Source organism: Muriicola sp. Z0-33, assembly GCF_026126425.1.
Classification (GTDB): domain Bacteria; phylum Bacteroidota; class Bacteroidia; order Flavobacteriales; family Flavobacteriaceae; genus JAFMPW01.
Map to the genome: position 1 here is coordinate 19,609 of NZ_JAFMPW010000004.1, position 11,583 is coordinate 31,191.

12 protein-coding genes are annotated in these 11,583 nt (G+C 39.8%); 5 read left to right on the plus strand and 7 right to left on the minus strand.

All coding sequences use genetic code 11. The features are described 5' to 3' along the window. The first annotated feature begins 28 nt into the window (after nt 1-28). Both J1G40_RS07430 and J1G40_RS07435 read left to right on the plus strand, forming a co-directional pair. A complete protein-coding gene (locus J1G40_RS07430) occupies nt 29-1,645 on the plus strand; it encodes an alkaline phosphatase D family protein (RefSeq protein WP_265241986.1) in 1,617 nt (538 codons plus the stop codon). A 12-nt stretch (nt 1,646-1,657) separates the two neighbouring features. Continuing rightward, entirely contained in the window at nt 1,658-2,371 is a 714-nt protein-coding gene (locus tag J1G40_RS07435) for a pirin family protein (RefSeq protein ID WP_265241987.1), read from the plus strand. Between the two features lie 53 nt (nt 2,372-2,424). On the opposite strand, the gene J1G40_RS07440 is transcribed toward J1G40_RS07435, so the two are convergent. From J1G40_RS07440 to gldB, 3 genes are all read right to left on the minus strand, one after another. Then, a complete protein-coding gene (locus J1G40_RS07440; protein ID WP_265241988.1) occupies nt 2,425-3,534 on the minus strand; it encodes a hypothetical protein in 1,110 nt (369 codons plus the stop codon). 89 nt (nt 3,535-3,623) lie between these two features. Beyond that, on the minus strand, nt 3,624-3,959 hold the full coding sequence (gene gldC / locus J1G40_RS07445; protein WP_265241989.1) for a gliding motility protein GldC: 336 nt from the start codon (nt 3,957-3,959) through the stop codon (nt 3,624-3,626). A gap of 2 nt (nt 3,960-3,961) precedes the next feature. Beyond that, the gene (gene gldB, locus J1G40_RS07450) at nt 3,962-4,927 is read right to left on the minus strand and encodes a gliding motility lipoprotein GldB (RefSeq protein WP_265241990.1); all 966 of its coding nucleotides are present in this window, start codon (nt 4,925-4,927) and stop codon (nt 3,962-3,964) included. Between the two features lie 92 nt (nt 4,928-5,019). Here gldB and nadE point away from each other — a divergent pair, with 92 nt between their 5' ends. Further along, a complete protein-coding gene (gene nadE / locus J1G40_RS07455) occupies nt 5,020-5,808 on the plus strand; it encodes an NAD(+) synthase (protein ID WP_265241991.1) in 789 nt (262 codons plus the stop codon). 165 nt (nt 5,809-5,973) lie between these two features. Next, nucleotides 5,974-6,603 (plus strand): response regulator transcription factor, encoded by a 630-nt coding sequence (locus J1G40_RS07460; RefSeq protein ID WP_265241992.1) that lies wholly within the window; start codon nt 5,974-5,976, stop codon nt 6,601-6,603. A gap of 81 nt (nt 6,604-6,684) precedes the next feature. Here the strand turns inward: J1G40_RS07460 and dnaG are convergent, their stop codons facing one another. Continuing rightward, nucleotides 6,685-8,664, minus strand: coding sequence for a DNA primase (dnaG, locus tag J1G40_RS07465; RefSeq protein ID WP_265241993.1), 1,980 nt, complete (start codon nt 8,662-8,664; stop codon nt 6,685-6,687). A gap of 123 nt (nt 8,665-8,787) precedes the next feature. On the opposite strand from dnaG, the gene J1G40_RS07470 reads away from it, so the two are divergent. Next, nucleotides 8,788-9,030: a zinc-ribbon domain-containing protein gene (locus J1G40_RS07470; RefSeq protein WP_265241994.1), complete on the plus strand. Its 243-nt coding sequence runs from the start codon at nt 8,788-8,790 to the stop codon at nt 9,028-9,030. Nucleotides 9,031-9,042: 12 nt separating this feature from the next. On the opposite strand, the gene J1G40_RS07475 is transcribed toward J1G40_RS07470, so the two are convergent. The 3 genes from J1G40_RS07475 to J1G40_RS07485 form a co-directional block, all read right to left on the minus strand. Then, complete coding sequence (locus J1G40_RS07475; protein WP_265241995.1) at nt 9,043-10,107, minus strand: hypothetical protein; 1,065 nt, start codon at nt 10,105-10,107, stop codon at nt 9,043-9,045. Between the two features lie 111 nt (nt 10,108-10,218). Then, nucleotides 10,219-10,959 carry a hypothetical protein gene (locus tag J1G40_RS07480; RefSeq protein ID WP_265241996.1) on the minus strand — a complete coding sequence of 247 codons (741 nt, stop codon included), beginning with the start codon at nt 10,957-10,959 and terminating at the stop codon, nt 10,219-10,221. An 11-nt stretch (nt 10,960-10,970) separates the two neighbouring features. Continuing rightward, nucleotides 10,971-11,561, minus strand: coding sequence for an RNA polymerase sigma factor (locus tag J1G40_RS07485; RefSeq protein ID WP_414855662.1), 591 nt, complete (start codon nt 11,559-11,561; stop codon nt 10,971-10,973). Nucleotides 11,562-11,583: the final 22 nt, after the last annotated feature.

Sequence of the window (11,583 nt, forward strand, 5' to 3'; positions counted from 1 at the left end):
GGAATTTTAGAATTATAAAGCTATATATATGAAGAATATCCCTTTAGTTCTGCTTCTGCTATTTATTTTATGTTGCAAAGGACCTGTTGAAGAAAGAACGCCTCTGGTTATGGCACCTTTTTCAGATCTTGACACCCTGGCCACAGACGATTGGTGGAACCGGCCGGCAAACCCTATTATTAATTTGAAGGTTGCCCGTGATAGTGTGGTGGCATTCGGTATTTATACTGTAGCTAATAAGACATTAAAGCTAAGCGCACAATTATATCCCCTTTACCCTGAAGAATCTCGCGAAGTGCGCTTATTAATCATGGAGGGCAATAACTGGAAAGAAATTCAAACCGCTGAAGTCAATGATCTGGGCTGGTCTGCCCTATTCAGGGTTGAGAACTGGGATAAAGATGGGCAGGTCAGATATCAAATAAGACATGGGGAAAATGCTTTTTTTGAAGGAAGTATCCGAAAGGATCCCTCGGACAAAGACGAAATTCTACTTGCAGCACTTTCATGTAATTCTAACAAGGATAGGGGAAATCGAGAAAATTATGTCAGAAATATTAATCACCAGGATCCTGATCTGATATTCTTTGCCGGGGACCAATCTTATGACCATACCGAACACACTGCGGCCTGGCTGAAATTTGGCTGGCAGTTCAGAGAAACGTTTCGTCACAGGCCTGCAATTACCATTCCGGATGATCATGACATTGGCCAGGGCAATTTATGGGGAGAAAACGGCAAAATTTCCACTTCCTTAGGAAGTCCTGACGGTGGTTATCGTTATCATACAGCATATGTAAATATGGTAGAGCGATGCCAGACCGCACATCTGCCAGACCCCTATGACCCAACTCCGGTTGAACGGAATATTGGGGTGTATTACACCAACATGTTATTGGGTGGAATTGATTTTGCCATACTAGAAGATCGTAAATTTAAATCGGGGCCCGAAGGAAAAATTCCACAGCAAGGACCCAGACCAGATCATATCCGAAATCCGGAATACGACCCTACCTCCATAGATCTTCCTGGCCTGACCCTTCTGGGAGATCGGCAATTGAAATTTTTAGATGATTGGGGAACAAGCAATCGGGACCATATAAAAGTAGTGCTTTCACAAACAGGATTTTGCGGTGGAGCACACATTCACGGCAGTCCGGACAACAGACTCCATGCGGATCTGGATTCTAACGGATGGCCCCAAACAGGCAGAAAGAAAGCCCTGGAACTGATCCAAAAGGCCAATGCAGTGCATATAGCAGGAGACCAGCACCTGGCGACTGTAATACAACATGGGATTGACGAATTCCGAGATGGCCCATGGGCTTTTGTGGTTCCTGCTATAGTGAACGATTATTACAGTAGATGGTGGTGGCCGGAAAATGAAAAGGCCGGCCTTAACCCTAACATGGACACTTCCCTTCCATGGACAGGCGATTATCTGGATGGTTTTAACAATAAAATCAGCATGATGGCCTATGTTAATCCGGAGAGTAATTCCAAAGGGGGTGGTTATGGACTCATCCGATTTAATAAAAAAGAAAAAGCAGTAACCTTCGAATGCTGGCCGAGATATGTAGACGTTACTAAACCTGAAGCCATGCAATTTGAAGGCTGGCCATTTACCGTCTCTTTAAATAACTAACACTATTAACAAATGAAAACAATTTTGCATAAAGCCAGCTCCCGCGGACATGCCAATCATGGCTGGTTAAATACACATCATTCTTTTAGTTTTGCCAGTTACCACAATCCCAAGCGTATGAATTTTGGCGTACTTCGCGTGCTTAATGACGATGAAGTCGCCGGTGGAATGGGGTTTAGTACACATTCTCATCATAATATGGAAATTATTTCCATTCCGTTAGAAGGAGACCTTGAACATAAAGACAGTATGGGAAATACAACTGTCATAAAGGAAGGAGACATTCAGGCCATGAGTGCAGGCACGGGGGTACAACACAGTGAAAAGAATAGGAACAGGGATAAAAAAGTAAAATTTCTTCAAATATGGATCCTGCCAAAAAAGCCCAATGCAGACCCCAAATATGATCAAATTAGCCTGGACAAGGACAGTTTAAAGGATAGATTTCAACAAATTGTATCTCCCAACCCTGACGATGATGGGGTATGGATACATCAGGATGCCTGGTTTTATCTCGGAGAATTTAATGGTAAAAGGAATGTTGATTACCAACTGAACAGTACCGCCAATGGTGTTTATTTATTTGTTTTAGAGGGAAATTGTGTGGTAGATGATCAACTGCTCGAAAAGCGAGATGGGTATGGCATATCAGAAACGGCAACTTTTAATATCGGCATTAAAGAATATGCGAAGATACTTTTGATGGAAGTACCCTTTTCTAATTAAAATTTCAGCCAGAATTAATACTCTTTCAGTTATAATAATATTATTATACTGAACTATTGTAAATATGCAGTCTTCAAATCCAAATCGAAGTCCTGCTCACCAGAAATTTTTAAGTGGGTATATTCATAGTCAAAGATATTCGCTCCATCCACAAAGGTGGCTCCGTAAAACACTTTTAACTCACCTAGCGCTCGCCAATCTCTATAATACACCTTAACCCTTTTATTTTCAGTATCTGTGGCAATACTAAAACCTAGTGGCATATAGTTGTCAAAGGCATAATAAAAGAAAACAGGCCTATTGAGTGCATCAGTGAATTGAATTCTAAATGCAGATTGTCCGTCATACTCTTCAAATCCCTTGAAGCTGGGATTGCTGAACCTATCTTCGGGTCTGAACCCTAACCAATGTAATTCATGGCCCTTAATAAACATATCTGTAATGCCATCTATTGACTCATTTACTTTTCCAGACGATACATCCCGGGACCACGATGATAATGGTCCATGTTTAAATATGGCATGATACACGCCCTGCTTTTGTTCCATTCTGGCTTTTGAACTTTCAGATATGATCAGCGTTTTGAAGCTACCACCGGGACTTTTACAATCGGCCAAGGCATAAATTGTACTTTCCTTGTTGAGATATCCAACTTCATTCATTGCCAATTCCAAAATCACATTAGCGGTAGAAACAGGTGTCGCCTGAGTATTGGCATTACCAATAATTTGCCATTGGTCGTTTATCTTTTTCAGCACACTTTGCCAGGACACTACCCAGAAACTTGGCTGAGTATTGTACCTTCCCTTTAAGATAACAGCACCCATATAACTGGCCATTTTTCCATCATCGGAAATTTCTATGACGGGATCATGTGTTGGTTTCAACTCCAGAATCTCCATTTGATCCAGGTAGGCCTGCGTTGATGTCTTTGCGCTATCTTTTATTCTTATACTGATATTCCCTTCTCTGGCGTCGTACCAGGAACTGGCATATGGAGCATAAAACTGAGTTGCATCTTTATTAAAATGAGCTTTGGAGATGAGCGCTATCTGTTCTTGTATTTTTTCCTTCTCCTTCTCTTTATTAACAGTATTTGAACAAGAAAGAAAAAGACATATTGACAATAGTCCTAATAAAGAACGATAAGGAATGGTAAACATAGTCCTGATATGATTGATGCTCCTTCTAAAACTAAGGAAATATCCAGGAATATTAGGAATTGGGCAGTTAAATTTTCTCTAAACTTAGCCTACTTCTTCAATTCTAATTTCTCAGCAAAATAATCACAAAAATCTTTCATGGTAGCCGTCATTTTTTCGTCCTGAGTGGCCTTCATGAAAGTATCCGACAGGGAGACCAGGGTTTGATGAAAGAATATTTTCATCTCATCCACAGGCATGTCCTTGGTCCACAGGTCTATTTTTAAAGATTCTTTATTAGCGCTGTCCCAAACCGAAAGCAACATGGCTTTAGCTTCTTCGTTGTCAATACCACCATCCTGGGCAGACCAGCTAAGCTTTTCCGGCACCCTGTTGGCATCAAGGGCAACTTTAAGTGTTATTTCTGAAGTATGTAGTTCTGCCATGATTATTTTTTTGGTTTGTAATTGCTCCTTTTAAATATTTCTTCTGCTGATAAGGCCAACATTTGTTGTAAGCTAAGCTCATTATTACTCATAAATGCCCGGACAATTTGCCACCCTGTGTATCTGCCCAACCTGGCTGGTGATTCATTATCTATCAATTCTAACCTAAACTTGGAAAATGGCGCTGGCATTAAAAAACGGGCATCCAATTCAACATCAGTGCTGTACAATACCTCGCGCTCCACAAAATAACGCCAGATCCTTTCTTCATTTGCCATGGCCCAATCCATATCCTGATCAGAATAACCTATTCTGGCGGCTTCGGATTCCATTGGAATTAAAAGATCCTTAATATAAAGTCCTTTCCCGTAATATATCATTCTGGCTAAAAACGTCCTGTCATTTGGATAAATCAGCATTTTATTCGCAAAGGTACCGGCCACATCACTAATGAGGTACTTTTTATCTAGCCCTGCTGCAATATATCGCTCTATCCCCTCATAAAATCTATGGTCTTCCCCAAGGTAATTATCCAACCCAATAAGCAACAGACTATCTGCCAGAATCACTCTGTTTCTATAATCTACCTCGGAAGGTACAGTGATTACTTTTGGAAGTGGGGCACCCGGGAAGTAATACTTAATATGTTTAAATAACATTTCAAGTGCAGCCGACTCTTGTTTAAAGTCGGGAAAAGTCTTGTCGATTTCTCCTAATATCTCAAGTTGGATGGTGTCCTTTAGTTTCAATTCCCAGATACTATCGGGATATTGTGATGGAAACAAATAGGGATACTTTTGCTTTAAGCCCGAAATATCATTAGTAGTTGCTTTCGAGAATTCCTGATCAAATCTACTTAGTTGAAGATCCACATTTATTGCGGCAACTTCATCCGATATTTTATTCTCCTCCTTGCATCCCCATACAAATAGTACAATCAATGAGAACAATATGCAACTTCTATACATAGAAAGTAATTAGAATTCTATTTTAATATTTGGCCCTTAGGCTTTATTTTTATCGCGCAAAGTTAATCGATTTCAAAATAATAACACCTCCTATGCAAACAGAAAAAGTAGTAGACCATATTGTACAATGGTTGCACCAATATGCAACAAATGCAGGAATCAATGGATTTGTGATAGGAGTTTCCGGAGGTATCGATTCTGCGGTGACCTCCACATTATGTGCAAGAACTGGTTTAGATCTCCTTTGCCTTGAAATGCCGATTCATCAGGCAGAAAGTCAGGTAAACAGAGCTTATCGCCATATCGACTGGTTAATGGAAAAACATTCGAACGTTCAGACTCAGACGATTCAATTAACTCCGGTATTTGATAGCCTGGTTAACTCCTTCCCCAAAGTAATCAATGAGGAAGAAAGGTTTATGGCCTTAGCCAATACCCGTGCGCGGCTGCGTATGACCTCCCTTTATTACTTTGCAGCCTTAAAGAAGTATCTGGTAGCCGGTACCGGGAATAAGGTAGAGGATTTTGGAGTTGGTTTTTTCACCAAATACGGTGATGGGGGTGTAGACCTCAGCCCCATTGCTGACCTGCTTAAATCCGAGGTATATGAAATTGCCGAATTTCTGGGGATCAATGAGGAAATTATTATAGCACCCCCTACAGACGGTCTTTGGGGCGATGACAGAACGGATGAGGATCAGATTGGCGCATCCTATCCGGAATTAGAATGGGCTATGGCCATGCACGACCAGGGAAAAACTGCTGAAGACTTCTCGGGCAGAAAGCAAGAAGTTCTTCTTATCTATGATAGCTTCCATTCGTCGAACAAGCATAAGATGATTCCTATACCCGTTTGTGAGATACCAGAGGGGTTAAAATAACCTCTTAGCTAAGAATGAGGCATTTAAGTCGAATAATGACCCGAAAATTCGTGTTAATTTGCAAAAAAAGTCCACTTTTGTTTAAGAAATTAGATATTTTAACCTTACATTGCATGTCAGTATTTTTAGACGAGCATGGCGTTAAAATCTAGAAAAAAAACCAAAATGATCAATGTATTAATTGCGGACAACCATCCGATTGTGAGAATGGGCATAAAGCAGGTGCTCGCTTCTGCCCCCGAATTTGATGTGATTGCAGATGTAGCTACTACTTCTGAATTGTTCAGTCAGTTAGAAAAAGTTAGTCCGGATGTGGTGATGTTAGAGATGGATATTCCAGAAATTAACGGAATTGCCACTTTAAGAAAGATTAAACAAGAATACCCGGATATTAAAGTACTTATTTATAGTGGACAATCTGAAGACGTCTATGCCCTGAGTACAATCAGAGCAGGAGCCTTTGGTTATTTATCTAAAACTGCTGATATTGATTATATCATATCTGCCGTAAGAAAAGTTAGCGAGGGAAGCATGTTCATTACAAATGAATTAGCACAACGACTTGCGTTTGATGAAGGCACTCAAAAACCAAGAAGATTCTTCAGAAAACTTTCCACAAGAGAAGTTGAGGTTCTTAAATTACTGGCCAGTGGAAAACGAAACAAAGATGTTGCTTTAGGATTAAATCTCAATGAGAAAACAGTTAGCACCTATAAAGCAAGATTGATGAAAAAATTAAATGTAGATAATCTAGTAGATCTACTACAACAGGCTAAAGCACTAGAATTGTACTAGATAGTCTGTAAAGCAGTATTGAGAACCGGCTTAAGGCCGGTTTTTTTTGTTTCAATTTTGAGTAATGAGAGCATTAATGTATCAGGAAAGTACCCTATTCAACTTTTTGTTTAGTAGGGTATTTAGCTGCAGATAATTCATAATCTCTTCCAAAATCTGCCTATGATCATCGCCCGAATCTTCTGTACTTTCCTGTAGAGAGTTTATTCTTTTTTTAATGAGATAGCAACGCAGGGTTAGGATAGTTTCACTCACCAACTGCGAAATACCGGCTTCCTTTTCTTTGGGATAGATATCTTTACTTTCCCAGTTGTGCAGTGCATATTTCTCATCTTCCATAAGTATGGATGATATCTCGTTGACCATCTCATGATCAAGATTAGAAAGAAAACTATTGATAGAGAATTCCTCATTCTCATTTAAATTTTCAATCAGCAGGTAATAGATACTTCTAAACTGCGAATGTGTAAGTTCTATTTCATCTTCCTGCAAGTCTAAATATACTTTCTCATAAACTTTAGCCTCGGTACTTTCGGGTTCAAGAACAAGTTCCCCTTCATCATTCTCCTTCAGTATTAAATCTTCAAATTCCTGCTTCTCTTTACCGTATAGCAATAACAGCTCTATAATTCTCCGCTCCAATTCATATTGCACATCTACCCTTTCCTGCTGCTTTTCGGGTTTAACTACTTCAAAAGCTTTTTGTTTCTGACTGGATTTCTTTGAAGCATCAGCAACTTCTTTCTTGCCAATCTGTGCAAGTGTATTAAACAGTACTTCTTCCGAAATGTTCATAATTTGTGAACACTCCTGAATGTATATCTCCCTTTTGATCCTGTCCGGAATTCGGGAAATACTGTAAACAATCTCCCTGATGGTATCGGCCTTTTTTATAGGGTCGTTTGCCGCATCTTTAGCAAGTAATGAAGTTTTAAACTGAATAAAATCCTTAGAATTCTCTTTAAGGTAGTTTTCAACTTCTTCTAATTCATTATTTTTTGCAAAGCTATCCGGGTCCTCTCCCTCCGGGAAGCTACAGACCTTTACATTCATACCTTGTTCCAGGATGAGGTCTATCCCCCGCAAAGAAGCCCTTAATCCGGCAGCATCACCATCAAAAAGTACAGTAATGTTGGGCGTTAGCCTGTTTATTAACCTGATCTGCTCCGGGGTAAGTGCAGTTCCACTGGATGCCACAACATTATGTATGCCTCTCTGAAAAAACTGTATTACATCTGTATATCCTTCAACAAGGTAGCAGTTATCTTTTTTGGCGATGGCCTGTTTGGCAAAGTATATCCCGTAAAGAATCTTACTCTTGTGATAAATATCACTTTCAGGAGAGTTAAGATATTTAGCGGCCTTTTTATCGTTGGTAAGTATCCGCCCTCCAAATCCAAGCACTCTGCCACTCATAGAATGGATGGGAAAAAGTACCCTGGCTTTAAAGCGGTCAAACTTCCTGATGGCAGACCCGCCTTGCGGGTCTTGTTTAACTATGGTAAGGCCCGTTTTCTCAAGGTATTCCAATTGGTAACCTTTATCCAGGGCCTCGTTGGTAAAGGCATCCCACAGATCCAGGTTATAGCCAAGTTCAAACTTTTTTATAGTCTCATCTGTAAATCCACGTTCTTTGAAATAACTAAGGCCTATGGCCTTACCCAATTGGGATTCCCATAATATTCTGGAATAGTACTTTTGTGCAAATTCGGAAACCAGGTACAGGCTTTCCCGCTCACTGGCATGGGCTTTCTCCTCATCTGTACGTTCTGTCTCCTCTATTTCTATATTGTACTTCCTGGCAAGGTACTTAATGGCTTCCGGATACGTAAAGTGTTCGTGTTCCATTAAAAATGCCACCACGTTACCTCCTTTACCACTGCTAAAATCTTTCCATATCTGCTTTACCGGCGATACCATAAAACTGGGCGTACGCTCATCGGTAAAGGGACTTAAGCCTTTAAAGTTGGATCCGGATTTTTTTAATTGTACAAAATCGCCGATAACCTCCTCCAACTTAGCGGTTTCATAAACTTGGTCTATGGTAGATTTTGATATCACACTTCAATTTTACGCAGTGGGTAAAAATAAGAAAAACTGTAGTGGCTTCCGAGCTTTTTACCCCTTCAATTTTTTACAAAAGATTGTTTAATTTAGGAAAGCCTATTTAAATTAAAAAGTGCAGTGATATTATTTTTTGGAACCAGACCTGGAAAAGCCGAGCATAAGAACTTAAGTAATCTTACTTGTCCGCATTGCCAGCAACGACATACACTAACAGCAACCCTCCGTCCCAATTATTTTCATTTGTTCTGGTTGCCCCTGTTCCGGGTATCTACATGGCGCTTTATTGGCTGTGATCATTGTAAAAGGGTGTATTACAAGGACGAATTCACAGACGAGATGGTAAAGGCCCTCGAATACTAACCCTCCCTCCTTCTATAAATCGAATCTTAGCCCAAGAGACACATTTCTTTGTTCTATAGCTGCATCTTTAAATATAGGGTTGAGATCGTATTTAGCATAAAGCAATACACCGTCAAAACCAACATACGCACTCAGACCATAAATGAGGTCATTGGTATTGTAACTTCTTTTGAATTTATCCTCTGCTTTACTTCCATCACGCGTGTATTTCAGCTTTTGTCTGGTACCGATGTTAAACCCTCCATATCCTCCAATACCCAGTCGGAATTGATTTTGGAGAGAATACCTTATTCTGTCCTCTGTTTTCCTCACCTTGGAAGGGCCAAACTCGAAATAAACTGGAAAAACCAGATTGTCCATTCTAAACTTGGACTTTTTAAGATCGAATTCAAATTCTTCTAATTGGGTCTGGCCATTGGAGTCTACAAAATATTGGTTATCCTTTGGTTTAAGTCCATTCCACTGAAAAGAGAAACCGTAATTTAAACGCATAAAATTGGACTTCTTAAAAACTCTTGTACGCCAGGCCCAGCCCAACTCAAAAAATCTGCTACCTCCAATTTTATAGGGAGAATCATTAAGAGACTGCCCATCAATAATGGCGTTGTTTAGGCCGACGGCAATAACCATATCCGAATAGGTTCTCCGGTCGTATTTTGGAACTTTATTTCTCCCTTCGAAAAGCATCCAGGGTTCGTCATTAACCGTTATGTTGATACCAACACCATCTTCAAAAATTTCAAACTTTGTATTATCGGCAAGTACCTCGCCCTTATTACGTTCCAGCAGTGCAATTTTGTTGTCGATAATTGCAAGCCGGTCTTCTATATTCATGGCGCGTTTTTTTGCCGCCTCTTCCTTCAGAGTTTTGGCTTCTTCTACAGAAATACTTCCATCGTCCAGGCGGCCATTGATTTGAGATACCTCCTGTTTCAGAGCATCTTTTTCCTGATGGGTAATACGTTCTTTCTGCTCTTTTAACCTTGTAATTTTCTCCTCATAATTATCCTGTGCCACTAGGCATTGTGTAATCATTAAGAGTACTAACAGTACTGAGTATTTACTTAATGTGTTCATAACTTCTGTCTTTTGATTTTTGGCCACCAGGATGACGACCTGATTGATGAATAAACTGCTCCCTGTCCCCTCATAAAAATGAGGCGATATTAAAACTTATATGTTCTTTGATTAATTGTTCCTGTCTGCGACTGCTGTCCTGACTTTATTAAACCCGGTTTTTAATTTTTCGAATATCTGGTCTCTGAAACTCTGATCTAGCTCATCTTCAACTTCGCTGAGTAAAGCAGTGGCATCCACTGACCTGTCTTCACGTAAAAGCTGCTGGGTAAGAATCTCTTTTTGTGCTTGCCACAACAGCGAATCTACTTCTGCATCCGTTAGTTTTTCTTTATCATTTTCCAATAAGCTTACCCTGGCAAGTACTTCCTCTAGTTTTGCATCTATAATCTCCTCAGAATGAGCTACCACTACTTTTGGATTTAATTCCTTTTCCTCTATCGTATTTGCCGAAGCAATGATGGTAGGTTTTTGCGGTTCTGTCGGGGATGACTGTCTTATCTCCATATTAGGTATTTCAACAACAGCCTCCTCATTCAGAATGGCCTCTTTGGAAATCTGAATGTCTTCTGATTTAATTGTTTCCCCATCTTCAACCCTGGCCCTGCCTTCCGGGCTACCAACAATTTGGCTATCATTAATTACTGTTGAACCTTGTTTTACAAATAGCACTGAGATTATCAATAACCCAATAAAACCAGCAGCGATCCCATACCAGAAATAGCTGGGTTTCGGGCTCTTATTATTCTCCTCCAAAGCGGCAGATACTTCATTCCAAGCCCGGCCCGTAGGTTGGATCTCACGCTTATCTAAACGCTCTTTTGCCTGTTTTTCAAAATTATTTAATGTCATATCCTTCTTTTTTAACTAGGTCTCAACTTCCTTCTTTCCGACATCTCCAACTTGTTGATTTTATCCTGTAAAGTCTTTCTGGCTTTAAATAGTTGAGACTTGGAGGTACTCTCGGAAATCTGCAGCATCTCTGCTATTTCGCTATGTTTAAAACCTTCAATTGCAAATAGTACAAATACCAACTTATATCCTTCGGGCAATTCATCTATTAATTTTTGAATGTATTCCACTTCCAAATCTGCAGTACTATCCACATAAATTGACGTGCTGTTGTTAAACAATTCTTCGTCATATACCACAAATTGCTTTTTTCTTAAATAGCTGATTGCTTCATGAATCATAATTCTTCGTATCCAGCCCTCAAAACATCCTTCATGACGAAATTGATCTAAGTTTTTAAAGACTTTGACAAAACCCATTATCATTACATCTTCGGCGTAGTGAACATCTCTGATATACTGTCTGCAAACACTTAACATTTTGGGGGCATAACAATCATATAGCAACTGCTGCGCCTCCGGGTTTCCCGCGCCAGCCCTTTTAATCAAGGTCTTTTCATTCTTGTAAAAAGTAATGATCTTCAAAGAATTAAACTTTTTCATTGGTCCTCTATAAATATAGACG

What these genes read in the sequence shown, in the direction of transcription:
- J1G40_RS07480 (WP_265241996.1), bottom strand. Translation starts at nt 10,959, where the DNA reads ATGACATTAAATAATTTTGAAAAACAGGCAAAAGAGCGTTTAGATAAG.
- gldB (WP_265241990.1), bottom strand. Translation starts at nt 4,927, where the DNA reads ATGTATAGAAGTTGCATATTGTTCTCATTGATTGTACTATTTGTATGG.
- J1G40_RS07430 (WP_265241986.1), top strand. Translation starts at nt 29, where the DNA reads ATGAAGAATATCCCTTTAGTTCTGCTTCTGCTATTTATTTTATGTTGC.
- J1G40_RS07460 (WP_265241992.1), top strand. Translation starts at nt 5,974, where the DNA reads ATGATCAATGTATTAATTGCGGACAACCATCCGATTGTGAGAATGGGC.
- J1G40_RS07440 (WP_265241988.1), bottom strand. Translation starts at nt 3,534, where the DNA reads ATGTTTACCATTCCTTATCGTTCTTTATTAGGACTATTGTCAATATGT.
- J1G40_RS07475 (WP_265241995.1), bottom strand. Translation starts at nt 10,107, where the DNA reads ATGAACACATTAAGTAAATACTCAGTACTGTTAGTACTCTTAATGATT.
- gldC (WP_265241989.1), bottom strand. Translation starts at nt 3,959, where the DNA reads ATGGCAGAACTACATACTTCAGAAATAACACTTAAAGTTGCCCTTGAT.
- nadE (WP_265241991.1), top strand. Translation starts at nt 5,020, where the DNA reads ATGCAAACAGAAAAAGTAGTAGACCATATTGTACAATGGTTGCACCAA.
- J1G40_RS07435 (WP_265241987.1), top strand. Translation starts at nt 1,658, where the DNA reads ATGAAAACAATTTTGCATAAAGCCAGCTCCCGCGGACATGCCAATCAT.
- J1G40_RS07485 (WP_414855662.1), bottom strand. Translation starts at nt 11,561, where the DNA reads ATGAAAAAGTTTAATTCTTTGAAGATCATTACTTTTTACAAGAATGAA.